Origin of the sequence: Halococcoides cellulosivorans (assembly GCF_003058365.1) — an archaeon.
Lineage (GTDB): Archaea > Halobacteriota > Halobacteria > Halobacteriales > Haloarculaceae > Halococcoides > Halococcoides cellulosivorans.
In genome coordinates, this window is the sequence record NZ_CP028858.1 from 163,597 (window position 1) to 188,973 (window position 25,377).

Here is a 25,377-nt window from a genome sequence, read left to right on the forward strand (position 1 = left end):
GTGTCCTTCCGCACCGCACGCCCTGGTGGAAATGTCGCTCGGGACGACCGTGTGCGGTATCGGGACTGATTCTGCTGGCTGGACTGCAGCCGGTCTCTTGGTGGGTTTTGTCGGTCTTCGAGGCGGATCAGATGGAGTTCCATGCCCGGTTCTATGGAACGATAACGGGGACGCGCCACCTATTGGGGGTGATAGGCTATCCTGGATATGGACCGACGCTCGTATCTGGCTGCCCTGGGGACCGCCGCCGTCGGCTCGCTCGCGGGGTGTACGGGCGGCCAGGTCATGACCGTCCGGCCCGCTCGCCCGATTCACGTAACGCGCGGTCGCGGTGAGATCGTCACGATCCCCGCCGAGGGCGACGCGATCAGCTACGTCGCCCGCGACGACCAGCGCTTCGCGATCTACTTTTTCACGTCCTCGCGCGATCTCGCGGCCTACCGAGCCTTCATCGACGGCGAGAACCCCGAACGAACGCCGGGCGGCGACATTCGGATCGGGTCACACGCCGTCCCGAGGGAGGGCGGTGACGGCTTCGAGGCGTCGACGCCGGACCGTGGGCGCGTCTCGATCGACGCCACGGGTGAGACCTACTTCGTGATCGATCACTCGGCGTATCGGATGGAGACGGTCCCGCCCGAGACCGCCGGGCCACTCTCCGTCGCACTGGATCTGACCGTCACGAAGTCGGCGCTGCCCGTCTAGACCTCGATCAATGCGAGCGGGAGCATGGTGACGACCCCGACGAGCAGCCCGGCGACGAGTTCCGGCCGGCCTCTCGTCGAGAGCGACTCACCGACCTCCAGGGCCTCGGGGACGAACTCCGTCACGACGAGATAGATCATCGCGCCCGCCGCGAAGCCGAACCCGAAGGGGAGCCACTCCCGGGCGAGGCGGACGAACGCGAACGCGATCACCGCGCCGATCGGCTGGGGCAGACTCGAAAAGATCGCCCACCAGACCATCCGCCACTCCGAGACGCCCATCGCGCGCAGCGGGATCGAGATCGCGACGCCCTCGGGGACGTTGTGAATCGAGATGGCGACGGTCATGAACACCGCGAGCAGCGGCACGGTCATCCCCGCGATCGCTGGCCCGGTCGCGCCCGCGAGATCCAGATCCGCGAACGCGACGCCGACGGCAACGCCCTCGGGGAAACTGTGGACGGTCAAGATCCCGAGCACGAGCACGAGTTTCTTGAAGTCCGCCTCGGCGTACTCCCGAGGGTCGATCTCCGCACCGTCCAGAATCCGGTGGCTCACCACGACGAGCACGACACCCGCGAGCAGGCCCGGCGCGATGTCACGCAGTGGCGTCGCCGTCGCTGCCAGTCCTTCCTTGATCAAACCGAACAGTGAGGCCGACAGCATCAACCCGGAGGCCAACCCCCAGAGCACGACGTGCCACCGGTCGCTCACGTCGCCCACGAGAAAGAAGGGCAGCGCCCCTAACCCCGTCGCGAGCGCCGTGATCAGCCCCGCGACGAAGACCAGCGTCAACGCGTGGAGTTCCATTACTGCTGGCTTCGAGCCGGACGCCCCTAAATGTTTCAGTTCGACTATGTCTTTGGTGAACCTAACACGGTTTGGCCGCCCTAACGACCGTTCGAGCCCGAATCAGCGGGGGTTGGGCGCTGGCAGTTCTCGGCAAATATTGTCGGTTCGCGGACAGTCGCCGTCGGTGGGGGAGGGGGCCGGAGAGCCGGGACCCCTCACTCCAGCGCGATGCGATCGAGGACCTCGTAGGTCGGCCCGTCGCCGGTGAGGTGGCTCTCGGTGAGTTCGACCGCCTCGACGCTGACCGTCCCGACGTCGGGGTCGCGCTCGGCGACCAACTCCTGAACCCGTTCTTTCCCGCCCGCGTGGCGCATCCGCCCGATAGTGACGTGCGGGGTGAACTCGTGGTCGGTCGGATCGACGCCGATCGCCGTCGTCCGGTCTTCGAGCGCGTCGTGGAGGCGGGTCATTTCGGTTGCGCCCCGGGGGACGCCGATCCAGACGACGTCGATGTACTCGAACTCCGGAAATACGCCGAGCCCACCCAGTCGCGCCTCGAACGGCCCGACGTCGGCCTCTCTCACCGCGCGCTCGACCGCCTCGCGAATCTCGGGAACTCGATCGGTGGCGGTGTCACCGACGAATTTGAGTGTGACGTGGGCCCGGTCGGGATCGGTCGGATCGATGCCCGCCGCGCGCGTGAACGGGGCCTGGACCTCCCCGATGGCGTCGGCGAGCGCGCTCACTTCGATCCGGACGAACAGCCGTCTGGCCATAGCCGCCCTTCCCCGCCGGGGCACTCGGGCGTTGCGGTCGGGCCGTTCGCGATGTCGGGCCGCGATCCAGCACGTTCGACTCTCCGTGACCCAACCCTCATTACTGCCGATCGTCAATCTCGGGGTATGACCGACGACGACCACGAGTATTCGGAGGGCCAGGGGTTCGACGAGCCCTACGAGGGGTTCGACCTCGACCCGCCCGATCTGAACGTCGACCCCGACGCCGTCGACCCCGTCGACTCGCGCGTGATCGCCGATCTGCTCGACGAGCGCTCGATCGACTCCGAGTCGGTGAGTGCAGAGGAACTCCTCCAGGTCGGGATCCAGTATATCGCGATCAACCGCTACGAGGAGGCCACCGAGACGCTCGAACGCGCCGCGCGGTACGCTGACGACGTACTCGTCGAGCAGGAGGCCCGCATCAACAAGGGTGCGGCCCACGCCGAACTCGAAGAGTACGACGAGGCGATCGGTGCGTACAAAGAGGCCATCCAGATCGACGAGGACTCCGAACACGCCGCCACCGCCGAGACCAACCTCGCCTTTGCCCTCTGGGAGTTCGGGCGCTCCGAGGAGGCCCTCGAACACGCCGAGCGCGCCGTCGAGATCGATCCCCGCTTCGGTGAAGCCTGGTACAATCGCGGCTTTTTCCTGCTCGAACGCGGCCTCGCCGAGGACGCCGTCGATGCGTTCGACAACGCCGTTCGCTTGGGCTTCCGCAACGCCGCGCTGCTCGAAGAGAAAGCCCGCGCCCTCGAAGAGATCGGTGAGGACGAACGCGCCGAGGAACTCGCGGACGAGGCCGACGAACTCCGCGAGGCCCAACAGGCCGAGATGATGGACGAACACCTCTCAGAATGAGCACCGACGACACGCCCGAGGACGGCGACGCGCCCGAGGGCCACGCTGTGCCCGAGGAGAGCGACACGCCCCACGCCGACCAGCCACAGCCGTTCCGCCTGGCGATCCGCGAGACCGAGGAGGGAACGTTGCTCGCCGCGTGTGACGCCGACCTGATCGGCGAGACCATCGCCGAGGACGAGGTGAGCCTGACGATCACCGCCGAGTTCTACGGGGAAGAGGGCGCGGACGCCGCGGCGGTCCGGGACGGACTGGCGGACTGTGCGGTCGCGAATCTCGTGGGTCGTGAGGTGGTCGATCTGGCGATCGAGGTGGGCGTCGTCGACCCGGCGAACGTCCTCGACATCGAGGGGACGCCCCACGCGCAAGCGATGTGGATGTAGGGGCCCGACCGAACGGCCACGCCCCGGACTGGCGTGGTCGCGGGCCCCGCGCCCGAGGGCGCGAACGACACGATTTTGGCCCGGCCCGCAGAACCCGCTGCCATGTTATCACGCCAGTTCGTCCGGGACAACCCCGACGACGTGCGCGCGATGCTCGACCAGCGGGGCGTCACGGACGTGGATCTGGACGCCCTCCTGGAGATCGACGCCGAGTGGCGCGAGTTGAAGGCGCGTGGCGACGAGTTGCGCCACGAGCGCAACGAGGTCAGCGAACGGATCGGCGCGCTCAAACGCGAGGGTGACGACGAGGCCGCCGAGGCGGCCATCGAGCGCTCACAGGACCTCAAAGCCGACCTGGAGGAGGTCGAGTCCCGCGCCGAAGACCTCGAAGCGGACCTCGAAGATCGCTTGCTCGCGATTCCGAACGTCCCCCAGGACGACGTGCCCGTCGGAGAGACCGAAGACGACAACGTCGAGATCGACCGCTGGGGCGTCGCGGAGAGCGACGTCGACCCGAGCACGGTCGACCCGCACTACGAGTTGGGTGAGCGCCTGGGCATCATCGACGAGTCCCGCGGCGCGAAAGTCTCGGGCGCGGGCTTTTATTTCCTGCGTGGGGACGGCGCACGCCTCGAACGCGCACTCGTGCAGTTCATGCTCGATCGCCACCGTGAGCAAGGCTACACCGAGGTCTTCCCGCCGATCCCCGTCAACTCGGCGTCGATGACGGGGACGGGGCAACTCCCGAAATTCACCGCGGACGCCTACCGCGTCGGCGGCGACGAACGCGAGGCCTACGCCGACGAGGACCTGTGGCTCTGCCCGACCGCGGAGGTCCCGGTCACCAACATGCACCGCGACGAGACGCTGATCGCCGACGAACTCCCGCTGAAATACACCGCCTACACACCGAACTTCCGGCGCGAGGCGGGCGAACACGGCACCGAAACCCGCGGGATCGTCCGCGTCCATCAGTTCAACAAAGTCGAGATGGTGAACTTCGTCCCGCCAGAACAGAGTGACGAGCGCCTGGAGGGTCTGCTCGACGAGGCGACCGCGATCCTCGAAGAGTTGGGCCTGCCCTACCGTGTGATCGAACTCTGTACGGGCGATCTCACCTTCGCGTCGGCGAAGACCTACGATATCGAGGTCTGGGCCCCTGGCGACGACATGGACGACGGGCCCGACCGCGGCGGTCGCTGGCTCGAAGTCTCGTCGGCGTCGAACTTCGAGGACTACCAGGCCCGACGGGCGGGTATTCGATACCGACCCGAGCGCCACGAGTCCGCCGAGTACGTCCACACGCTCAACGCTTCGGGGCTGGCACTGCCCCGCGTGATGGTCGCCATCCTCGAACACTACCAGCGCCCGGACGGCACCGTCGCCGTGCCCGACGCGCTCCAGTCGTACATGGGTGGGATCGACACGATCGAGGGCCTGGACCCCGTCGACGAGAGCGCCCTCGGCGAGAGCGATTCCTGACGCCGGCGGTTCGTCTCGAGAGTTCTGCCGTGCCCAGCGACAGCGATCGGCGTGCGTCACTCTGACAAGAAATAAACAACATGTTTATTAATGACTGTCCGTAACGCAGTGTACGGATGGAACTCACAGAGATCCACACGCACCTGACCGACAACTGCGACTTCCCGGTCGACCGGGCTGGACTCATCGCTGCCGTCGGGGACCGCGAGGTCACCGCCGCCGACGGTGGGTCGACGCGCCTGGCGGACGCGCTCCAGGCCACCGATGAACCCCAGTACGGCTCCGCGACCGAGGCTCACGAGGCGATCCTCGCGAACCTGGGCGACGCCCACGTCGGGCGGAAGTTCTACGATGACCGCGGCGGCACTGGCCAGGACCGCCACCGAACACGCAGTCTCTAGCACGACCGATCGCGACGGCGTCAGTCGAGAACAGAGACAGTGGCGGCGTCGGGATCGACACCCAATCGGGCGAACTGTTCGACGAGATGGTCGTGCGCGGCGTCGATCGCCCGCCCGCGATCATCGAACCCACGCGGTGCGGGCTGCTCGAAGATGACCCGCACCTCTCGACCGTCGATTTCCTGGACGACACCGCCCGTACCGACGGGCGTGATCGCGTCACAGACCCAGACGAAATCGGTCTCGGGCGTGGGCGCTCCCCGATACTCGGGTGGGTCGTCGCCGGGTTCGTACAGCGTCCCCGTGAGCGCGACGTCCGCGTATCGCCCTTCGATTCGGAGCACGCACTCCTCAGGCCTCGATCGCGCTCGCGATCTCAGCGAGGCGGTCGTCGCTCACCTCGGGGCGATCGGCAAACAGCGCGTGGACCGGGCCCACGTCGTCGCCGTCGGTCCGGGGGACGACGTGGACGTGGCTGTGGGGCACTTCCTGGCCCGCGGCGGGGCCGTCGTTGACGGCGACGGTCGCGCCGTCGGCCCCGACCGCGTCAGCGATCGCGTCGGGCAGGCGACGGGCGACCGCGAACACCTCGCCCGCGAGTTCGTCGGGCATCTCGCCCAGGCGCTCGTGATGGGCTTTCGGAATCACCAGCGTGTGGCCCTCGCGCAACGGGTTGGCGTCGAGAAAGGCCAGCACGCGATCGGTCTCGTGGACGACATGGCCGGGAATCTCGCCGTCGACGATCGAACAGAACACACAGTCGCTCATGAGCGAACGATCGGGTGGCGGGTACGTTAAACGCGTGGTCCTCCGGACCACGCTATGTCGTGGTCGGTGTAGTCGCTCGCGTCGGCGCAGGCGACCACGCGATGTCGTGGTCGACCGTGGCCGTGCCAGCGATAGCGGACCTAAACCTTTAACCGCGCCAGCGCCGGTCTTTTGGACATGGCTTTTGACGGTCTCCTGGAAGACCCCGTCATCCAGAAGTACCTCCACGAACTCGTGGGCCCGACGGGCATGCCGGTCGCCGCTGCACCGCCAGACGGCGAGGTGACCGACGAGGAACTCGCCGAGACACTCGATCTGGAGTTGAACGACGTCCGCCGGGCGCTGTTCATCCTCTACGAGAACGACCTTGCGAGTTACCGCCGGTTGCGCGACGAGGACTCGGGGTGGCTGACCTACCTCTGGACGTTCGAATACCAGAACATCCCCGAACAGCTGGAATCGGAACTCCACCGCCTGCTGGAGGGACTCGAACGCCGTCGGGAGTACGAGACCGACCACCAGTTCTACCTGTGTGAGCAGTGTGGGATCCGCTTCGAGTTCGAGGAGGCGATGGACGTGAACTTCGAGTGTCCCGACTGTGGGAGTTCGCTGCAGTCCATGGAGAACACCGCGCTCGTCGACGCGATGGACGGCCGGATCGACGAGTTGCGTGCGGAACTCAACGTCGAGCGGGTGGCCTGATGGTCGTTCTCGCGAGCAAGGTCACGGTCCGCGGTGAGGCCCGCGAGCGCGCGCTCGACGGCCTCGAAAGCATGGTCGGGGATGCGATCGGTGAGTTGGACGTCGAGTGGACGATCGGCGTTCGAGACGACGACTTCCCCTCCGTGACGATCGAGGGCCCGGACGCCGCCGCGGCGCGCTCCGTCCTCGGTGAGCAGTGGGGGACGATCACCCCGCAGTTGACCGACGGCGAGGTCCACGTCGGCACGCTCAACTCCTGGGACGCCGACGGCATCGTCCTCGACGCGGGGCAACCGGTCCACATTCCCGCCGACCAGCTCGGCCTCGGAGAAGGTGGTCCCTCGCGGATCCGCCGTCGGTTCGGCCTCGTTCAGCATCTCCCCATGCAGTTCGTCGCGGGCGAGACGCCGCGGCTGGCCGACGCCGAGCGCGACCGCCTGTTCGAGTGGACGCGTGGCGACGGCCGCGTCAACGTCAACAACGTCACGCGCTCGGAACTGCGCGCGACGCTCAACCGGGCGGGCCACGCCGAGGACATCGTCACGATCGAACGGCTGGGCCTGCTCGAACAGAGCGTGGTCTGTACGCCCGAGACCGCACCGCCGGGCCTGATCGCGTCGGTCGGAAAGTATCTCCCCGCGGAGATGCTCGCCGTCACGCCATGAGGCGGGCGCTGGCCGTCGCCGCGGTGCTCGCACTCGTCGCGCTCGCGGGCTGTTCGGGCACCGTCTCGGAGGCCGACCTCGCCGAGAACGCGACGACGAACTGGTCGACGACCGAGCCCGCCCACCTGACCGTCGAGGGCGACGAGTACCGTGCCGTCTATCGTATCGAGAACCGCACGACCGTCGAGCTCTACCAGCGCGACGCGTTCGGCCAGGAGTCGCCGCTGCCCATCTCGGCGCTCTCTTTCCGTGCCGACAACGGGACCGTCTACAACCATTCGGCGTTCGAGGTCGACGAATCGAGTCGCCGGCTCACCCTGGAGCTCCCCGCCCGGTCGGGCCAGCTCGCCTATTCGGCGCCTGCCGGGAGCAAACACCTCGGGGCCCAGACGGTCGTGACTGGCTCTCATCGGGTGACGCTGCCCGCGAACACGACCGTCGGCCTCCCCGTGCTCTCGCGGGTCCACCCCGGCAACTACACCGTGAATCGCTCGGGACCACGGACCGAGATCGTCTGGCAGAACGTCACGAGTGATCAGCTCTCGGTCGATTACTACCACGAGCGTGACCCGTTCGTGCTCGCCGCCCTGTTCGGACTGATCGGCCTGGTGCTCCTCGCGGGCGCGATTCATTACCTGAGGGCGTTGCGTCGCCTCCAGCGCCGCCGGGTCGAGGCGGGTCTCGAATTCGAGGAGTAGCCGTCGCCCTTTCCGCGCGATGGGGACCGTCGCGGGGGTTATGGACGTGGACCGCGGACGGCCGGGCATGGAGGTGGGCATCGTGACCGTCGGCGACGAACTGCTGGTCGGTGACACCGTCAACGGCAATGCCGCCTGGCTGGGCCAGCAGTTGCACGAACGCGGCGCCGATCCCCGTCGGATCACCGTCGTCGGTGACTCCATCGGGGCGATCGCTGACGCCGTCGACCGCCATCGGGACGCGTTCGACGCGGTGATCGCCACCGGTGGACTCGGCCCGACCCACGACGACCGCACGATGGCCGCCATCGCCGCACTCTTCGACCGGCCGCTGGAGCCCCATCCCGACGCGATCGCGTATCTCGAAGCCGAACGCGGCTATTCGAACGAGGAGTTGGCCGCCGACACCGTCGCCCTGCCCGCCGGCGCGCGCCACCTGCCCAACAGCGAGGGCGTCGCGCCCGGGGCAGTCGTCGAGACCGTCTACGTCCTCCCGGGGGTGCCAGCCGAGATGAAAGCGATGTTCGAGGCCGTCGCCGGCGAGTTCGGCGGTACGCGGCCCGTGATCGAGGTCGTGCGCGTGCCGGGCCACGAGTCCGAACTGCTCGACGTCATCGAGGGTGTCCGCGAGCGCTTCGACGTGCAGGTCGGCTCGTATCCGGGCGAGGTCGTCCGCATCAAACTCACCGGCACCGAGGACAGCGAGGTCGCCGCGGCCGCGGACTGGGTTCGCGAACACGCCGACGTCGAGAAATAGGGGGGGGGGAGGGACGCCGGTCGCGTTCTCAGCCGTGCGCTCAATCGAGTTCGAGCCAGGGGACGTCGATCAGCGCCGGGATGTGCGTCTCGATGTGGTGTTCCCAGACGCCCTCTTCTCCGAACGCCTCGCCGTGGTCGGCGGTGACGACCACCCGGCCGTCGAGGTCCTCGACCAGCGTCGCGATCTCTTCGAGCGCGATCCTGAGGTTCTCCTCGTGGAGTTTCAGGCCGGTCTCCCGGGTGCCGTCCGAGAGCAACCCCGTGGTTCCGGTTTCGAGCCAGAGCCCCGCTTTCTGGGCGAGTTCGCTGCCTTCGAGCAGGCGCTCCATCTTGGGGCGGACGGCGTCACCGATCCGTCCGAGTGGCCCCTGGCTCGCATCGTCGTCGCCCTGGCGTTTGATCCCCTCCTGGATCTGTTCGAGTTTCGGGCCGCCGTCACGCGAGAGAAACGGGGCGTGAGGCTGCATGTAGTGGAGGACCGTCCGCTCGCGCTCGTCGACGAGATCGGCGTGGTCGCGATATGAGGCTTCGATTCCCGCCGGCGGGACCGTGCCGAGATCGTCGTCCCACTCGTCTTGCCAGACGTCGATCACGCTCTTGATGTGATCGTTGGCCGTCCAGTCGTAGTCACAGCTCGCGCCCCACTTGAGGTCTTTCAGCGCGATGCCGAGGTCGTTGATAAAGGGGTTCCCCGAGAAGTAGGCGATGTCGTGATCGCCGTCGAGGGTGCGATACGCCCACTCGGGGGTCGAGGAGCCCAGACTCTCGCGTTTTTCGAGCGTGCCGTCGAGATACTCGTCGTAGACGTCCTCGAAGACGTCGTAGCGGCAGGCGTCGAGGACGATGCAGGTGTCCCAGTCGGATTCGAGAAACTCCTGGGGCGTCATTGCCAGCGGTTACGCGCCCGCTGATGAATGCCTTGGGATGTTCACCGGAGGAGGGCGTACAGCCAGCCGAGCGTGGCGAGCAGGCCGCCGCCGCCGACGAGGACGCCGAGGAGGTTCACCGTCGACGGATCGAGCGTTCCCGAGAGGACGATCATACCGGTCCGTGGAGCGCGCTCTGGATAAAGCTACGCCCGCCGGAAGGTCGGGCCGCCGTCGCCGTCCTCGACCTCGATGCCCAGCTCGTCGAGTCGGTCGCGCACCCAGTCGGCCCGGTCGTAGTTGCCGGCCTCGCGGTCGCGCTCGCGGACCTCCAGGAGGAGTTCGACCAGATCGTCGACCAGGTCGTCGGCGTCGCCGCCCGCCGCGACCGCCAGCGGCAGGCCCAACACGTCGATCGCGATCGCGTCGTACAGCGCGATCGCGTCGCGACAGCCCTGGTAGTCGTACGGCGCGCCCCGATCGACGTGGCGGTTGACCGCACGGGTGGCCGCTTCGAGTGCGGCGAGCGCGCGGCGGGTGTTGAAATCGTCGTTCAGGCCGTCGTGGGCCTCACGACGTGCGTCCGCGACGGCGTCACGAAGGTCGTCGTCCGGCGCGGTCGCGAACGCCGCGACGCTGTCGGCCCCCTCCTGGGCGCGCTCGTACCCGCGTCGAAGCGTCTCGAAGCGATCGCGGGCCTCCGCGATCGTCGCCGCGCTGTAGGTCGCCCGCGAGTCGTAGGCCGTCGAGAGGAGGAAGGTGCGCACGACGCCTGCGCCGTGCTCGTCGATCGCCTCCGCGACGGTCGCGAAGTTGCCCAGCGAGGAGGACATCTTCTCGTCGGCGGTTTCGAGCAGGCCGACGTGCAGCCAGTAGCGCACGAACTCCCTCCCCGTCGCGGCCTCGCTCTGGGCGATCTCGTTTTCGTGATGGGGAAAGATCAGGTCCTGCCCGCCGACGTGGATGTCGATGGTGTCGGCGAGGTGGGCCGTGCTCATCGCCGAGCACTCGACGTGCCACCCGGGCCGACCTTCACCCCACGGAGACGCCCAGGTCTGGGCGCCGTCGACGGCCTCGTCGGCGGGTGCGGCCTCGTCGTGACGGTGGTCAGCGATCGCCGCGGGGTCGACGCCGCCGGCTTTCCAGAGCGCGAAATCGGCGGGGTGGCGCTTTTCCGATCGTTCGTCGGGGTCGCCCTGGGACTCCATCTCGTCGACCGCCTGATTCGAGAGGTCGCCGTACGACTCGAAACTCGTCACGTCGAAGTAGACCGACCCGTCGACGGCGTAGGCGTGGCCCCGGTCGATCAATCGCTCGACGAGTGCGACGATCTCTTCGATGTGCTCGGAGACGCGCGGGTACGCGCTGGCGCGCTCACAGCCCAGGCCACGCATCGCGGCGATGATCGTCTCGATGTAGGATTGCGCGACATCGCGTTCGTCCGCGCCCGCTTCTCCGATGCGTGCGACGATCTTCTCGTTGACGTCGGTGAAGTTCTCGATATGGTCGACCGAATACCCGCGGGCCCGCAGCCAGCGCACCATCACGTCGACGTGGACCCACCCGCGGGCGTGACCGAGATGCGGCGGGTCCGAGGTGGTCAGCCCACAGTAATAGAGCCGAACGTGGTCGTCGTCGGTGGGCTCGAAGACCTGTGACTCGCCGGTCATCGAGTCGGTCACCCGAATCGGATCGCCACCGTCGGGGGGCGTGTGCTCGCTCATTGGCGGGCCAAGCGGTACCGCGCCAATCAATCCGTCGATGGTCCGGCCGATTCAGACCCACTCGAACAGCGTCAACGGGTCCTGGAGGTCGATCTGGCCGTCGCCATTGATGTCGAACAGCGCAGTGTGCTCTTCGAGGATGCGGTCGTCGGCGTGCTGGAAGTACCGATTGACGTCTGGGAAGTCGATCCGTCCGTTGCCGTTGAAATCGGCGTGGATCCCGTCGCCGTCGAGATCACGGGGCCGGACGCCGTCGATCTGCGGGACGTCGGGGGCCGTCCGCACGACGGCTCGCGCCGGGACCGACCGTCCGTCGCCCGTGACGGCTTCGACGGAGACGTCGACGACCGATCCCGGTGGGAGCGCGTCGATCGTGACGCTCGTCTCGCTGGCTGGCACCGACCGGAAGACACCTTCGAGATTGTCGGGAACGACTCGCACGGCGTAGCGCTCGACGGATTCGGCGGGCGCCGTCCACGAGAGGTCGATCCCGCCCTCGGCGGGGGCGAGCGAGAGGTCCCCCGGCGGAGCGATCGACCCCGCAGTCGTCACCTCGGCTTCGATCGGGGCCGATTCCGCGACGACCTCGCCGTTTTCGACGGTCTCCGTCCAGGCCTGGAGGAAGTAGGCCGTCTCCGGATCGAGGCCAGTCAGGGTGGCCTGGCCATCAGCGGCAGTTGCGTGGGTGACCGGCGGTTCGACGACCCTGTCGGTGACTGGTGCAGCGCCGACGTGAACACGGTTCGTCTCGTCGCCCGCGGCGGTCCACCCGACGACGACCTCGGTTTCGGTGACGTCGAACGTGGCCCACCGGAACTCCGGTCCCCCTGGTGCCGGTGAATCGGCCGGTGGTGTCGTCACTATCGCAGGGTCCAGTGTCTCACTGACAGTCGTCGATGGGTCCCCCTGGTCGACCTCTATCTCGTAGGTTCGGTCGGGGGCGATCGGAGGTCGACCGACCGTCTCCGGGGAGTCGGGAGTTTCCACCCAGAACACGTAGTCGTCCCACCTGATCTGGATGGGGGTGGCCGAAGAGACGTACGAAAAGGAGATCGAAGAGGCAGTCACGTCGTCGATAAACATCTCGTTGGTCGGCCGTCCCGATGCGCTTCCGATCACTCTCGACCCGACGGCCGCACCCCCTGCGAGTCCCGCTGCCGAGGCCAGCAGGCCCCGCCGGGTCGTCACCGGCTGTCCTGTCCCCGTTGGATCGTTCTCGTCAGCCATCGTTCTCTCACACGTTGGACAGAGATAATATTAAAATTACGCAATTTATGTCAACATTGGCGCCCCGGTCGCACGCCTCGTCGAACATCGCTCACAGTCCGTGGGGTCGAACCGACCCGTCGCCCGGTTCAGAGGTCCCGACGCTGGAACAGGAACACGGCGAGCGCGAGACAGACGATCGCGACGACGGTCAGGACGCCCGCGCCGACGAGGTCGATCTCACCGTGGACGAGCACGCCCGGCGGGTCGAGATATCGCATCGGCGAGAGGCCGCCGAGCGCGTCGTACTCCGTCGTCACGATCACGGCCTCGAGCAGCCACGCCGCGAACACCGCTCCGAGCGCGACCCGGCCCGCGACACGCCCGCGCCGGACGACGACGCCGACGAGCAGGCCGATCGCCGCCCAGCAGACCAGATACGGGAGCGACAGCGCGTGCAGGACGGCCAGATCGTCGAGCGCCAGCGGGTCCCCGAACAGGAAGGCGGTCCCGGAGAGCAGGATCGGAACCGCGACGCTGAGCGCGACGATCGGGACGCCGAGCGCGAGGAATTTTCCGAGCAGGACGCTCCGGCGGGTGACCGGGCCGGCGAGCATCGTGTCGAGTCGGCCCTCGCCGAACTCCCCCGCGACGCTGCCCGCCGCCGCGGACGCGAGATAGCCGCCGACCCCGACCATCCACCCGAGCGTGTAGAACTCACTGGCGAGCAGGCCCTCGATCGAGTCGAGGGTTTCGAAGCCGAACAGTTCGTTGAGCGCCGGCGGCATCGCGTCGAGCATCTCGGTGAACCCCGCGTCGGTCATCTGCGGGCCGACCCAGACGTACAACGCCCCGAACAGCGCGAACAGCACGGCGATGACGCCGGTGATCCGGAGGCGATTGTGCCCCTCGAAGCGCGCGACGGTCAGCAGCGTCTGCCAGTCGGTCCTGCCGTGGGCATCGTGTCGGGCGTCCCGTGTCTCAGGCATGGAGGTCCACCTCCCCGAACCACAGCGCACTCGCGGCGACGAGCACCACCGCCGCTCCGAGCAAGATCACGGCCCCGAGCGGGTCGTACGCACTCTGTGTGAGGATATCGAGGGGGACGTAGTACCGCGTCGGCGAGAGCCCACCCAGCCACGCGAGATCCGTCTCGGTGACCAGCGTGTCCACCAGATAGGCCCCGACGATGCCGCCCGCGCTCACCCCTTCGGCGACGCGGCGCCGCCCGGCGGCGACGCTCGCGAACGTTCCAAACGCGCCACACGCGAGCAGATACGGGATCGAGAGCAGGTGCACGGCGGCGAGATCACCGATCGCCATCGGATCGGTGAGCAGTGCGTTCGCGCCCGCGACGGCCCCGAACACGATCGCGTTGACGACGAGGATCGGTGTGAGCACGGCGAGATAGGTCTCGACGAGCAGGTGCCAGCGCGCGATCGGCGCGGCGAGCAGCGTGTCCATCCGCCCCGAGTCGATATCGCCCGCGATCGATCCGGCGGCGACGTACGCCACGTACGCCCCGAGGCCGAGCAGCCAGGTGTACTGGTAGATCTCGATCGCGACGAAGCCTTCGAGTGTCGCCATCTGCGCCAGGTCGAGGCCCTCGACCATCGACGCGGGCAACTGCCCCATCAGCGCGTCCATGTCGACGTCACCGACGATCCCCGGCGCGAGCAGCGTCATCATCGCGGCGAACCCGCCCATCCCGAGGCCGATCACGATCGCGGCGGGCAGGCGGCGCTCGGCCTGGAATCTGGTGGTCTCAAACATCGCTGGACTCCGCCGACTCCCGTTCGGCGTGCGCTCCAGACGCCCGATCGCCACCACCTCCGGCCCCAGGCCCGTCAGCTCCAGACGCCCTATCGCTCGCGCCGTTCTCGACCTGATCGACGCGTGCAGCGGGGTCTTCGCCGTAAAATCGCATGAACACGTCTTCGAGCGGGGCCTCTTCGATAGTGAGATCGAGGATTTCGTAGTCGAGGACGCGTTCGAGCAGGGGCTCGTAGGCGCCCGTGTACGTAAAGGAGAGCGTCGTCGCCGGCGCTGTGGCGCTGTCCGCGTCGTCGCTGACCCCGTCGCCGCCGATCTCCACGTCGTGAACGCCGTCGAGATCGAACGCTGCGGCCCCCACGTCGCCGGCGATGCGCGCCCGAACGGTCTTCCCGCTCCGATCGATCAGCGACTCGATGTCCTCCAGTTCGACGAGGTGGCCGTCCCGAACGATCCCCACCCGATCGCAGACCTTTCGGACCTCGCTGAGAATGTGCGAGGAGAAAAAGAAGGTTTTCCCGCGTTGCTGTTCCGAGCGGATGAATTCGAGCAGTTCTTCCTGTTTCAGCGGGTCGAGCCCGGAGGTCGGCTCGTCCATGATCAACAGATCGGGATCGTGCATGAAGGCGAGCACGATCGCGAGCATCTGTTTGTTCCCACGTGAGTACTCCCGGACCTTGCGATCGAGCGGCGGGTCGAACAGATCCAGCAACTCGTCGCTGCGCACGTCGCCCCGGAGTGCGCCGTGGTACTCCAGCAGACGCCGTCCCGATACGCCCTCGTCGAACGCGGGTTCGCTCGGCAGGTAGCCCACTCGCGCGCGGGCCGCCCGGAGTGCGCCCCGATCCAGCAGGTCGGCCCCCAGCACGGTCGCCGACCCCTCGGTCGGCGACTGAAACCCCATCAGCGTCCGGATCGTCGTGGTCTTGCCCGCGCCGTTCGGGCCGAGAAACCCGAAGACCTCGCCCTCCGCGACCGAAAAGGAGAGGTCCTCGACACCGCGCACGTCGCCGTAATACTTCGTCAGCCCGTCGGTTTCGATCGCGGCCATGCGACGGCCGACGGCCGACGAGCGCATAAAGGTGTGCGAGGCCCGACCCACGGCGGTCGGGCCCGTTCCGCATCGGTTTGCTCCGCCCGGGTGCAGTGCCGGGAAGCCAACGTCCAAAGGTCACTGTCGTGTACCGATGGCCATGCCAGCACTCGGGGTGGCTGCCCACGGCTCATACTCAGTCTGCCCTCTCTGAGGACATCGGTCTGTTGCATGCTTTATGAGATATGGGGGACGACCGCGAGTTTGAGAAGCATGAGACTTACCCCATGGGCATTATTGAGCCAGGGCCGTTGGCCGTCGAGATGGTGTCTTGGATCGCCTACAGGGCGCGGATTTGTGGGCACGATCGCGTCACCGAGTGAAACGAGGTTGGCTTCTTGACGATCAAACCAGGCAAGGAGAAGTCGTGTGTACACGAAACCGGGTGGTGGATTTCGACAGACTGTATTGATATTTGTTATTAGTAATATATGCCACGTGGGCGGTGACAAACTGATGTCGCGCTCTGTCTGGCCCATCTTTTCGGTGGTGCATGAGAAAGCATATACCGCGGCGGTTTATGTGGCAAAATATGCCGATAAGCGATCATATAGTGACTGATCTGTTGGGTGATAGTGTCGAAAACTCCATTTCACGTCGAAATTTCGTCAAAGCAGTCGGTGCCAGCGGGGTTGCCCTGGGAGGGGCTGGAGTGACATTGGCGAATGAGGATGGGGTAAAAATGAGGGATACCTCCAATGCCTGGGGAGTACGACGGGATGCGCACATGAGTACGGGAGGTTCTGAAAATGAGGAACACGATGATATATGGGATGCGGGTATATGGGAAAATACACATATGATATCTTCAACCTCGCTGAATCTCGTCGGTAGAACCTGGGAACCACGTGGTAATCCCGACATGTCCGCCCCTGCTGACGGTGCCTGGCGGTATACGTTTGCCATCAGTTCATCCGCCATCGCATACGGGGAACTTGAAGAAGATATGTCAAAAAATTGGGCATTCCCACTGAATAGTGACCCCCAGGACCCCTTTGATACTGCTTATATGGGGAGAGAGGTTCAATTTCGGGAAACATTTACGGTTGAATCAACTGGGACTGACGACCAGATAGATCGCATAGCCATTGCCGAACGTCGAGATAAGGACTATTGTGGGTTCATTCATGGGCGCAGCTTCTTCGAGGAACTCTACAACGGAACCGAGGTAGAAGCGCCTTATGTCCCGCCGCAATTCATCCCTTCTCAACTCGGAGAGGGCCTTTCATCCCGCTATGCGAATCCGGCTGGAGTATTGAACGATGCAGAGGTAAAGTACGAACAAGAACAGGCCCAAGACAGGATTCAAGACGCCAAGGCTGGGGTGGGGGTTGCGGGATCGACGATAGGACTGGCTATAACTATAGCTGGAGTATCATTACCTCTTGTCGGATTGGGAGTGGGTATTGTTGGTCTAACACTTTCGATCGATGGATTTTTTAACGCTTTATTGGAGGAGCCGGATCGGGATGTCGCCATCTATCGTGGTTTCAGGCACCAGCGTCCCTCAGAGGCATGCGGACCCGCTGGCCTCGGCTATGTCACTTTCGACGTGTTCGTGAGTCCAGACGAGACGACACAGTTTACGACAACAATAGATATCTCACAGAATGGTCATCAATTCGTCGGTGATGACCCCTATATCCACCCAGAATGGACCGTGGAGATTGATGCTGGCCCCCCTGAAAACGATAGGCCCACACGAGAAACATTGGATATCAACTGGGGCGATTCCTCGCCTGCCGACCCACCTGACGAAGCGAATGAGGACAAACAATACGGATCGAGTCCGACCCCTGTCATTGGCTATCCCAATCAAATTTCTGAATCGGACACTGTCCGGTTCGACGCGTACGGGACCAAACTGGAGATGCATCCTCTCGCCGACACGGAACCGTACGAGTGGACACTCTCACGAAGCGATGAGAAAGTCGACGAATACTGCACACGGACCGATTCACCCTATTTAGATGTTGACTTCGAGTCGATCGATAATGCAACCGGGATCTACGAGATGACGCTTTCGGTCACCGACGCGTCCGGTGGAACGGGGACGGCTGTCGATGATACGATTCGTGTCGGTGATAGTGATGAGGTCGGGGCCGTCTTGTGGGAAGCGACGAGAGAGCAAACGCCCGATGGAGCGGCTGTGACGTTCAATATCGGCAAGTATTCGAGTGGGGACGTCGACGAGTGGACACTCTCGTACGACGGGCCGGATGGGTCACACGGTGAGGTCACTGGGTCGACCCTCAGGGAGATTATGGTCGTCCATCAGTCGGAGATCGGAGAGACCCACACGCTCACCTTCGATCAGACGGGCACCTACGACGTTACGTTAGAGGTCGTCCCAGTTGACGGGCAGGTAAGTACGGCCTCGGTGACCGTCGAGATTGAGTCGTCGGATCTGGAAGCACCTGCACCTGGGGCGGCATTGGACGTAGCAGAAACGAACACCATAGAGAACGGAACGCAGGTCACGTTCAGCTACGGAAAGCGAGAATCGGTCGATATCGACGAGTGGGTCCTGAATTTCGGTACCTGGGTTGGTCCGAACACGAACCGATTCCAAGAGATGACCGGGGAACATATCCAAACCTTTGGGACCCCGCCATCGGATGTCGGTGAGACGAGTACTGTCCTGTACCGTACCACTGGCGAGTACGAGGTCACGCTGACAGTCACCGGTAAAAATGGCAAGGAAAGTACGGCCACGACGACGGTCCAAATCGGTGACGAAGACGAGGGGAACGGTGGAACGGAGCGCGTTCGGTGGACGTACGAACTCGAATCCAGCAAACTCGCCGCGGCACCCACCGTCGAGGATGGTCCGGTTTACACTGCAACTTCGGGTGGGACGGTCCATGCTGTCGACCCCGAGACTGGCGACGCGATGGACGTTCCGTCGGGGTCTTGGTCAACTCAGGCTGCATCGACACCGATACCTGCCGGTGAAGACCTCTTGGTCAGGTCTTGGGGTGGGAAATTATATTCTGCTGATGCGATGTCGGGTACCGTCAACTGGACATTCACCGGGCAAGCAGGCGGTTTGGCAAGCAGGCCAACCTATCACGGCGGAACCGCATATGCAGTTCTTTGGAACGGAAGTCTGGTGGCAATCGACGCCAGTACCGGTGAGGTTCAGTGGCGTTTGAACGAGTCGGCCACCACCTTCGCCGACCCCCCGGTCGTGAACGACGGGACAGTGTTCGTCAGGTCACGAGCGGGAACGCTCTGGGCGGTATCTGCCGACGGCGGCGACATACGTTGGCGAAATGATTCCATTGCAGATGGTGTCGCCGTTCAGCCCGCCGTCCATAACGATTCGATTTATGTCGTCTCGTTCGATGGACGCCTGCATGATGTGACGGCGGATGATGGGACTGTCGTGGATTCGTTTTCACCACCCTCGACTGGCCCATATTCGTCCTCTCCAGTTGTGGGTGAGGAGCACGCATACGTAGCGTCAGGTGGGGGGACCGTCCATGCTGTCGATCGCACAACTGGAAACGTAGACTGGTCTTTCAGCAAACCCCATGGGGGTGTGCGTGGCCTTACGGTTCGGGCCAACACACTCTTAGTGGTCTCTGATGAGGGAACCCTTTACGCCGTAGACATCTGAATAGTGGTGGCGATCATGTGAACTGGGTGTCTCAACAATTCTGGGTGTCTATCACCACGATCTGGGACCTTAGGTCGCGGTAATTCCATTCCGATGTCTTAATTTGTGCTATATAGAGTCGATGGCGTTTTAGCCGGATTCGGAAGAGACAACCCCAATATTGCACCTGTCCCCGGCGGTCGTCGCCGCCGACGACACGACTAATGGCGCGGGTCGCCTTTTCAATCTATGCCCGCGCTCGTGGTGGCCGCCCACGGCTCACACCTCAGTCCCGATTCGAGCCGTCCGGCCCGCGATCACGCCGCCCGGATCCGCGCGACCGGGGCGTTCGACGAGGTGCACACGGCGTTCTGGAAAGAAGAGCCCTCCTTCCGGGACGCCCTCCGGACGGTCGCCAGCGACGAGCTATTTCTCGTTCCGCTGTTCGTCAGTCGGGGCTATTTCACCGAGCAGGTCCTGCCCAGAGAGTTCCGCCTGACCGAGTTCGACCGCGATCGGTGGGCGGAGGCGGGATCGATCACGACGACCGCCGACGACGTGTCGGCGACGATCCACTACTGCGGTCCGGTCGGGACCGACCCCGTGATGAGCGACGTGATCGTCCAGCGTGCCGAATCGATCACCGGCGACACCGCGATCGGCCCGGAGACGACCCTCGCGATCGTCGGCCACGGCACCGAGCGCAACCAGAACAGCGCCGAGGCGATTTACGACCACGTCGAGCGCATCCGTGCGACCGACCGCTTCGCCGCCGTCGAGGCGTTGTTCATGGACGAAGCCCCCGCGATCGACGACTGGCCGGAATACGTCGACACCGAGCGCGTCGTGATCGTCCCCCTCTTCGTGGCCGACGGCTACCACACCCAGGAGGACCTCCCCGAGGACATCGGCCTCGTCGAGGACTATCGCGAGTCGTGGGCGACACCCGCCCGCGTCGCGGGCCACGAGGTCTACTACTCGGGGGCGGTCGGGACCGAACCGCTGACCGCCGAAGTGATCCTGGATCGCGCGAAACGCGCGGGGGCGAGCGTCGAGCACGCGATGGCGGCCATCGAGGCCGACGCGGTCGCCGCGGACTGAGTGGCGTCGCGGATCAGCCTGCGACCTCGGCGAGCGTGAGCAGGGGGTCGGGAAAGACCAGTGCGATCAGTCCACCCAGGACGAGCGCCGTCGGGAGCATCGGCCCGAGCTCGGTGACCACCACGAGCCCGATGCCACCGACGATGGCGACGAGCCCGATCACTCGGAGCACCCATCTGAAGACCCCGTCGAGGCCCAACTCACCGAAAGACTCGATGGCGTCGCGGAGTTCGTCCATGTCACGGCGCAGTCTGTTCTGTAGACTCGATACGGTTTCGACTCGGCGCCTCGGCCGGGCGCGGACCGTGGCGGTCACGGCCCACCGGGGTGGGGTGAGCAGTGCCGTCAGGCCACCCTCACCCGATCGATCGCCGTCCAGCCCACCAATCCGAGGAGCAGTGCCCCGAAGACGACACCGAACCCGAGCACGATCGGGCCTGGATCCAGCGCGTACAGCACGACATACATCCCGAACACCACTGCGACCGTCGGGATGGCCAGTCGTCGCCCGCGCGTCCAGGCGTCGTCGACCCAGAACCGATCGCTCCGGGGCGCGAGCCAGAGTGCTCCTGCCAGCGTGAGATAGGCGACGCCCTGGACGGCGTGCGCTGCGATGGCGGCCAGCGGGTCGCCGGCGACGGCCCGGCCGACGACCAGCCCACCCTGCGAGAGCGCCACGCCGCCTGCGATCACAGCGACTATCGACATCAAGAGCGTGTCTCTGTCCACGGCGACCATTCATTTCAAATTGATATAAGGCCGACGAAACACTGGGTCATCGTGTCAGGCTATGCGCTGTTCGATGGTCGCTCGCGAGTCTCTCGCGGCTCTTCGACTCACTGGCAGACGGGTCTGGGTCGCGACTCGGCAACCGTCCATTGATGGCCCCGACACGATTCGGTGTCACGGTCCACACGGATTTACTCGTCCCACCGCAAGACGCTGTATGAGTGTCGTTCAATCCGTCGCCGATCGGGCCGGCCTCGACGGCGAATTCGACCGGGTCGATGCGGTGATCTCGGCGTGGATGCAGCGGTGGAGCCTCCCGATCGTCCGGACGGCGATCGGTGTCGTCTTCGTCTGGTTCGGCGCACTGAAGCTCATCGGCATCTCACCGGCCGGCGAACTCGTCGCCGACACCGTGTATTTTCTCCCCCCAGAGCTGTTCGTCCCCGTTCTCGGCGTCTGGGAGGTCCTGATCGGACTGTTCATGCTCTACCGCCCGCTGGTTCGCCTCGCGATTTTATTACTTTTCCTTCAGCTTCCGGGGACGTTTCTCCCCGTCGTCTTGCTCCCCGATGTCGTGTTCACGACGTTTCCGTACGGGCTGACCGTCGAGGGCCAGTATATCGTCAAGAATCTCGTCATCATCGGGGCGGCACTCGTCATCGGCGGGTCACTGACGAGCGACGACTGACCCGATCACGGGCAGCGCCCACCGCAGCCCCGCGGTTTTTGGGCCTCGGCGGCCACCCCAGTGCATGGACGAATCGGACCTCCTCGCGGCCGCCGACGCGGGCGTGGCGTGTGACGGCCTCCGCGTCGAGCGGACCGACGCGGGCGTCACCGTCGAGACCCCCGACGAGCGCCACGAGGGCCTCAGCGACGCGGACGCCCGCGCGATCCTGGCCGAACACCCGCGACTGGTCGACAACTGGGCGTTCTGGACCGATCGCGCGCCCGACCGCGACGACTATCGCGCCTTCCTCAGATGGCTCGAACACGCCGACGAGCGCGCGCTCGCGGACCGCATCGGCACGACGGCCCGCGAGTGGGGCGAGGTGCGGGTGACGACGACCGTCGCCGCCGACGGCACCCGGACGTACTCGATCCGTCATCGCGCCGACGCGGATCGCGACCCGGCGACACTGGAGGAGATCCGGGACGTCGAGGCCGCCGACGACCTCGCGACGACCGACGCCGACGGGCAGTATCGCCCGCTGCGGACCGCGCCGACGCTGCGCGACGGCTGGATCGCGCCCGATCTCGACGCGACATCGTGTCCCGACCTCGTCGCGACCGTCTACCCCGCGACGATCGCGAACTGGTATCGCGAGCGCGAGGGCGAACTGGACGTGACACACTTCGACGCCGCCGCGGCCCGCCAGTCCGGCATCTACGCCGTCGTCGACGACCTGGACCGGGCGGCGATCGACTGGGTCGCGAGCGCGTGCTGTCGCGACGAGATGTGCCTGAAGCGTCGCGAGTGGGACGCCGGCGAGGAGGATCCGATCGACGTGCCCCGTGGCGACGGGGAGATGCCCTGTCGAGAGCCCTGTTCGCTGGTGGTCGCCGCCGCGCGGGCGTTCACCAAACAGGAACAGGAATCACCCCAGACGTACGAATTCGAGCTGACGCCGAGCGAGCACGAGACCCTGCTCGACTGTCTCGACGCCGTCGCCGCGGATCGATCGGTCCGCCTCGCGGACCTCGGTGAGGGAGCGAACCGCTACCGGGCACGATACCTCCAGGCCAAGCGGTTCTCAGCGAGCGGTCCAGGCGATCGCGCCGAGCACGGCCACGAGGACGAATAACACGCCGACGGTGACGACCAGCGAGTTCGCGAGCACGGCGACGACGACGCCGACGACGAGCACGAGTGCACTCGCGAGCGCGGCCAGCGTGCGCGGATCGTCGACGGCCGCGACCGCGGGCGAGGGTGTGGGAGGCCGCTCCTGGGGGTGGGCCAGCGACTCGTCGACGCGGACGGTCTGCTCGGCCGCCTCCGGTGGCTCGACGACCACGTCGACGTAGCGGGTACACGACCCGTGGGCGCTGACGAGTTTGACCTTCCCCCGGAACGTCGACTCGGGCGGCGCCATCTCGACGGGGATCGACCGACGATCGTCCGCTTCGAGGAAGTGATTGGTCGCGGGGACGCTCGCGACGTCGGCCAGCGCGTCCTCCAGGTGGACGTGGAGGTGGACGCTCTCGCCGTGGTTGGTCACGCCGATGTCGAACGCTCCGGTCACCCTGATCTCGGCCGGCACGCTCAGTTCGTGCAGGCCGTCGCGGCTGATCTGAACCGGGAGCGTCTCAGTCACGCCACTGACTGCGCAGGGCGTGACAAAAAAGGTTCCCGCCGGTGCCGCCCCGTCTCACTCCGCGTCGCGCATATCCGGCGGCAGCAGGTTCGGAATCCCCTCTTCGATCGGGTAGGTCTCCCCACACTCGGTACAGGTCAGCGTCCCGTCGACGATCTCGTCGTCTTCCCGGGCCTCGACTGATAGCTCCAACTCGCTTTTGTCGAGCGGACAGACGATCACGTCCATGAGGTCCTCGTCCATACGCTGGCGTCGAGAGCGACGGCCAAAAGCGTGCCGAACGTCGGAACCCTACGCCTCGAAGGGCCGATCGCGCACGATCGTCTGCTCGCGTCCGGGGCCGACGCCGATCACGGTGACGGGCACGTCCAGCGCGTCCTCGATCGCCTCGATGTACGTCCGAGCGTTCGCGGGGAGCGCGCCGTATCCCTCGGCGGCGACCGTGTCGCGATCGAACTCCGGCCACCCGTCGAACGTGCGATAGGTCGGCTCACACGCGGCCCACCGGTCGGTCGTCGCGGGGACCGTCTCGACGGTCTCGCCGTCGAGGCTGTACGACTCGGCCATCCGGAGTTCCTCGAACCCTCCGAGCGTGTCGATGTGGTTGAGTGCGATTCCCGAAAAGCCGCTGGCCCGGGTCGCGTGTTCGAGCATCGGCAGGTCGAGCCACCCCACCCGGCGGGGCCGTCCGGTGACGGTGCCGTACTCGTCGCCCGCTTCGCGGATCTCGGTCGCGAGTCGTTCTTCCTCGGGGTCGGCGTCGCCCGCATACCCCGGCGTGTCGCCCTCGACGCCCGCGAGTTCGGTCGGCATCGGGCCGCTCCCGACCCGCGTGAGATACGCCTTGACGATGCCGATGGTCTCGCCGGACCCGACCAGCGCGGGCGAGAGCCCCGTCCCCGTGCAGGCCCCGCCCGCGGTGGGGTTCGAGGAGGTGACGTAGGGGTAGTTGCCGTGGTCGATGTCGATCAGCGTGCCCTGCGCGCCTTCGAGGATGATGTCCTCGCCCGCGGCGTGGCGGTCGGCCAGAAAGTCGCCCGCGTTCACGAGCATGTCTTCCGCAACGAGACGCTCGCCGTAGTCGGCGTACTCGGCGTGGAGCGCGTCGATGTCGAACGCGTCGTCAGTCTCGACGCCGAGGACGTCCTCGACGAACGCCCGGTGCTGGGGGACGACGTACTCCAGGGCGTCGCGCAACCCCTCGGGATCGGTGAGTTCCCCGATCCGGACGCCACGTCGGCCGGCCTTGTCCTCGTAGGTCGGGCCAATGCCACGCCCGGTCGTGCCGACTTCCTGGTCGCTGTCGGCTTTGACGTCCTCTTCGAGGCCGTCGATGACGCGATGGAACGGGAAGATGGCGTGCGCGCGGCGGGCGACCCGGACGTCCGGGTCGAGGCCGCGCTCGCGCAACTGATCGAGTTCGTCGAACAGCGTTCGGGGGTTGACGACACAGCCGTTGCCGAGCACGCCGACCTTGCCGCGGATCGCGCCGCTCGGGACCAGAGAGAGTTTGAACTCGTCGCCGTCGCGAACGACGGTGTGGCCGGCGTTGTCGCCGCCCTGGTATCGTGCGACGACGTCGGCGGGGTCGCCCAGAATGTCGACGACCCCGCCTTTGCCCTCGTCGCCGAGTTGCGAACCGACGATGGTGACGATCATCACGCACCGTTTTCCTCCTGCCGGCCATACGGATTTCGGTCGGCCGTCGTGGATCGCGTGTCGATGCGCGTGGCGACGACGGGTCCACGCGACCGTCTGGCCGTCCGGATCGCCTCGAAATGCCGGGCGCAGGCGTGCTGTGGCCGATCTCGTCTCTCGGGAGGGACCGGGACGGCGTCGCCCGACCGACGCGTCGACAGACAGACCGACCGCCGGGCTGACAGACCCGATTCGGCCCGTTCGCGGACGTTATCGCTTCCCAAACCCTTATTTACCCGCGGTTGCGACCCTGAAACTGACGGTCGGACCGACGACA

General features: G+C 65.9%; 28 protein-coding genes. 13 read left to right on the forward strand and 15 right to left on the reverse strand.

Annotated features, from left to right (window positions below; translation table 11 throughout):
- Nucleotides 1–207: 207 nt before the first annotated feature.
- Nucleotides 208–705, forward strand: coding sequence for a hypothetical protein (locus HARCEL1_RS00810; RefSeq protein ID WP_108380729.1), 498 nt, complete (start codon nucleotides 208–210; stop codon nucleotides 703–705).
- On the opposite strand, the gene HARCEL1_RS00815 is transcribed toward HARCEL1_RS00810, so the two are convergent.
- A complete protein-coding gene (locus HARCEL1_RS00815) occupies nucleotides 702–1,514 on the reverse strand; it encodes a ZIP family metal transporter (protein WP_108380730.1) in 813 nt (270 codons plus the stop codon). The genes HARCEL1_RS00810 and HARCEL1_RS00815 overlap by 4 nt on opposite strands.
- A 197-nt stretch (nucleotides 1,515–1,711) precedes the next feature.
- On the reverse strand, nucleotides 1,712–2,272 hold the full coding sequence (gene thpR, locus HARCEL1_RS00820; RefSeq protein WP_108380731.1) for an RNA 2',3'-cyclic phosphodiesterase: 561 nt from the start codon (nucleotides 2,270–2,272) through the stop codon (nucleotides 1,712–1,714).
- Between the two features lie 126 nt (nucleotides 2,273–2,398).
- On the opposite strand from thpR, the gene HARCEL1_RS00825 reads away from it, so the two are divergent.
- The 4 genes from HARCEL1_RS00825 to HARCEL1_RS00840 all read left to right on the forward strand — a co-directional run bounded on the left by HARCEL1_RS00825 (nucleotide 2,399) and on the right by HARCEL1_RS00840 (nucleotide 5,402).
- Nucleotides 2,399–3,136, forward strand: coding sequence for a tetratricopeptide repeat protein (locus HARCEL1_RS00825; RefSeq protein WP_108380732.1), 738 nt, complete (start codon nucleotides 2,399–2,401; stop codon nucleotides 3,134–3,136).
- On the forward strand, nucleotides 3,133–3,519 hold the full coding sequence (locus tag HARCEL1_RS00830; protein WP_108380733.1) for a DUF424 domain-containing protein: 387 nt from the start codon (nucleotides 3,133–3,135) through the stop codon (nucleotides 3,517–3,519). The genes HARCEL1_RS00825 and HARCEL1_RS00830 overlap by 4 nt, the downstream gene beginning before the upstream one ends.
- A 102-nt stretch (nucleotides 3,520–3,621) precedes the next feature.
- Entirely contained in the window at nucleotides 3,622–5,001 is a 1,380-nt protein-coding gene (gene serS, locus HARCEL1_RS00835; RefSeq protein ID WP_108384026.1) for a serine--tRNA ligase, read from the forward strand.
- Nucleotides 5,002–5,117: 116 nt separating this feature from the next.
- Nucleotides 5,118–5,402, forward strand: a complete 285-nt coding sequence (locus HARCEL1_RS00840; RefSeq protein ID WP_108380734.1) for a DUF5789 family protein — start codon at nucleotides 5,118–5,120, stop codon at nucleotides 5,400–5,402.
- Nucleotides 5,403–5,422: 20 nt separating this feature from the next.
- Here the strand turns inward: HARCEL1_RS00840 and HARCEL1_RS00845 are convergent, their stop codons facing one another.
- Together HARCEL1_RS00845 and HARCEL1_RS00850 are read right to left on the reverse strand one after the other, a co-directional pair.
- Nucleotides 5,423–5,746 (reverse strand): DUF7113 family protein, encoded by a 324-nt coding sequence (locus tag HARCEL1_RS00845; RefSeq protein ID WP_108380735.1) that lies wholly within the window; start codon nucleotides 5,744–5,746, stop codon nucleotides 5,423–5,425.
- Nucleotides 5,747–5,753: 7 nt separating this feature from the next.
- Complete coding sequence (locus HARCEL1_RS00850) at nucleotides 5,754–6,170, reverse strand: HIT family protein (RefSeq protein ID WP_108380736.1); 417 nt, start codon at nucleotides 6,168–6,170, stop codon at nucleotides 5,754–5,756.
- 177 nt (nucleotides 6,171–6,347) lie between these two features.
- Between HARCEL1_RS00850 and HARCEL1_RS00855 the strand changes: the two genes are divergently transcribed.
- From HARCEL1_RS00855 to HARCEL1_RS00870, 4 genes are all read left to right on the forward strand, one after another.
- Nucleotides 6,348–6,872, forward strand: coding sequence for a transcription factor (locus tag HARCEL1_RS00855; protein ID WP_108380737.1), 525 nt, complete (start codon nucleotides 6,348–6,350; stop codon nucleotides 6,870–6,872).
- Nucleotides 6,872–7,537, forward strand: a complete 666-nt coding sequence (locus HARCEL1_RS00860) for a DUF2110 family protein (protein WP_108380738.1) — start codon at nucleotides 6,872–6,874, stop codon at nucleotides 7,535–7,537. The genes HARCEL1_RS00855 and HARCEL1_RS00860 overlap by 1 nt, the downstream gene beginning before the upstream one ends.
- A complete protein-coding gene (locus tag HARCEL1_RS00865) occupies nucleotides 7,534–8,235 on the forward strand; it encodes a DUF5803 family protein (protein ID WP_108380739.1) in 702 nt (233 codons plus the stop codon). Before HARCEL1_RS00860 ends, HARCEL1_RS00865 begins: the two co-directional genes overlap by 4 nt.
- A gap of 67 nt (nucleotides 8,236–8,302) precedes the next feature.
- Nucleotides 8,303–8,992, forward strand: a complete 690-nt coding sequence (locus tag HARCEL1_RS00870) for a competence/damage-inducible protein A (RefSeq protein WP_108380740.1) — start codon at nucleotides 8,303–8,305, stop codon at nucleotides 8,990–8,992.
- Nucleotides 8,993–9,032: 40 nt separating this feature from the next.
- Here the strand turns inward: HARCEL1_RS00870 and HARCEL1_RS00875 are convergent, their stop codons facing one another.
- The 6 genes from HARCEL1_RS00875 to HARCEL1_RS00900 form a co-directional block, all read right to left on the reverse strand.
- Nucleotides 9,033–9,881, reverse strand: a complete 849-nt coding sequence (locus HARCEL1_RS00875) for a hypothetical protein (protein WP_108380741.1) — start codon at nucleotides 9,879–9,881, stop codon at nucleotides 9,033–9,035.
- Between the two features lie 185 nt (nucleotides 9,882–10,066).
- Complete coding sequence (gene cysS / locus HARCEL1_RS00880) at nucleotides 10,067–11,584, reverse strand: cysteine--tRNA ligase (protein WP_108380742.1); 1,518 nt, start codon at nucleotides 11,582–11,584, stop codon at nucleotides 10,067–10,069.
- A gap of 51 nt (nucleotides 11,585–11,635) precedes the next feature.
- Nucleotides 11,636–12,811, reverse strand: a complete 1,176-nt coding sequence (locus tag HARCEL1_RS00885; protein WP_108380743.1) for a fibronectin type III domain-containing protein — start codon at nucleotides 12,809–12,811, stop codon at nucleotides 11,636–11,638.
- Nucleotides 12,812–12,939: 128 nt separating this feature from the next.
- On the reverse strand, nucleotides 12,940–13,779 hold the full coding sequence (locus tag HARCEL1_RS00890; protein WP_108380744.1) for an ABC transporter permease subunit: 840 nt from the start codon (nucleotides 13,777–13,779) through the stop codon (nucleotides 12,940–12,942).
- Nucleotides 13,772–14,563, reverse strand: a complete 792-nt coding sequence (locus HARCEL1_RS00895) for an ABC transporter permease subunit (RefSeq protein WP_108380745.1) — start codon at nucleotides 14,561–14,563, stop codon at nucleotides 13,772–13,774. The genes HARCEL1_RS00890 and HARCEL1_RS00895 overlap by 8 nt, the downstream gene beginning before the upstream one ends.
- Nucleotides 14,556–15,614, reverse strand: coding sequence for an ABC transporter ATP-binding protein (locus HARCEL1_RS00900; RefSeq protein WP_108380746.1), 1,059 nt, complete (start codon nucleotides 15,612–15,614; stop codon nucleotides 14,556–14,558). Before HARCEL1_RS00900 ends, HARCEL1_RS00895 begins: the two co-directional genes overlap by 8 nt.
- Nucleotides 15,615–16,188: 574 nt before the next feature.
- Between HARCEL1_RS00900 and HARCEL1_RS00905 the strand changes: the two genes are divergently transcribed.
- Together HARCEL1_RS00905 and HARCEL1_RS00910 are read left to right on the forward strand one after the other, a co-directional pair.
- Entirely contained in the window at nucleotides 16,189–19,278 is a 3,090-nt protein-coding gene (locus tag HARCEL1_RS00905) for an outer membrane protein assembly factor BamB family protein (RefSeq protein WP_159076960.1), read from the forward strand.
- A gap of 228 nt (nucleotides 19,279–19,506) precedes the next feature.
- Entirely contained in the window at nucleotides 19,507–20,358 is an 852-nt protein-coding gene (locus HARCEL1_RS00910) for a CbiX/SirB N-terminal domain-containing protein (RefSeq protein WP_108380748.1), read from the forward strand.
- Nucleotides 20,359–20,371: 13 nt separating this feature from the next.
- Here the strand turns inward: HARCEL1_RS00910 and HARCEL1_RS00915 are convergent, their stop codons facing one another.
- Both HARCEL1_RS00915 and HARCEL1_RS00920 read right to left on the reverse strand, forming a co-directional pair.
- A complete protein-coding gene (locus HARCEL1_RS00915) occupies nucleotides 20,372–20,596 on the reverse strand; it encodes a hypothetical protein (protein WP_108380749.1) in 225 nt (74 codons plus the stop codon).
- Between the two features lie 107 nt (nucleotides 20,597–20,703).
- A complete protein-coding gene (locus HARCEL1_RS00920) occupies nucleotides 20,704–21,066 on the reverse strand; it encodes a hypothetical protein (RefSeq protein WP_159076961.1) in 363 nt (120 codons plus the stop codon).
- A gap of 238 nt (nucleotides 21,067–21,304) precedes the next feature.
- Here HARCEL1_RS00920 and HARCEL1_RS00925 point away from each other — a divergent pair, with 238 nt between their 5' ends.
- Together HARCEL1_RS00925 and HARCEL1_RS00930 are read left to right on the forward strand one after the other, a co-directional pair.
- Entirely contained in the window at nucleotides 21,305–21,775 is a 471-nt protein-coding gene (locus tag HARCEL1_RS00925; protein ID WP_108380751.1) for a hypothetical protein, read from the forward strand.
- A gap of 64 nt (nucleotides 21,776–21,839) precedes the next feature.
- On the forward strand, nucleotides 21,840–22,892 hold the full coding sequence (locus tag HARCEL1_RS00930; protein WP_108380752.1) for a DR2241 family protein: 1,053 nt from the start codon (nucleotides 21,840–21,842) through the stop codon (nucleotides 22,890–22,892).
- Here HARCEL1_RS00930 and HARCEL1_RS00935 read toward each other — a convergent pair.
- From HARCEL1_RS00935 to HARCEL1_RS00945, 3 genes are read right to left on the reverse strand one after another with little or no spacing between them, the layout of a single operon-like run.
- Nucleotides 22,842–23,402, reverse strand: coding sequence for a DUF7524 family protein (locus tag HARCEL1_RS00935; RefSeq protein WP_108380753.1), 561 nt, complete (start codon nucleotides 23,400–23,402; stop codon nucleotides 22,842–22,844). The genes HARCEL1_RS00930 and HARCEL1_RS00935 overlap by 51 nt on opposite strands.
- 54 nt (nucleotides 23,403–23,456) lie before the next feature.
- Nucleotides 23,457–23,645, reverse strand: a complete 189-nt coding sequence (locus tag HARCEL1_RS00940; protein ID WP_108380754.1) for a methytransferase partner Trm112 — start codon at nucleotides 23,643–23,645, stop codon at nucleotides 23,457–23,459.
- 48 nt (nucleotides 23,646–23,693) lie between these two features.
- Nucleotides 23,694–25,061, reverse strand: a complete 1,368-nt coding sequence (locus HARCEL1_RS00945) for an adenylosuccinate synthase (protein ID WP_108380755.1) — start codon at nucleotides 25,059–25,061, stop codon at nucleotides 23,694–23,696.
- Nucleotides 25,062–25,377: the final 316 nt, after the last annotated feature.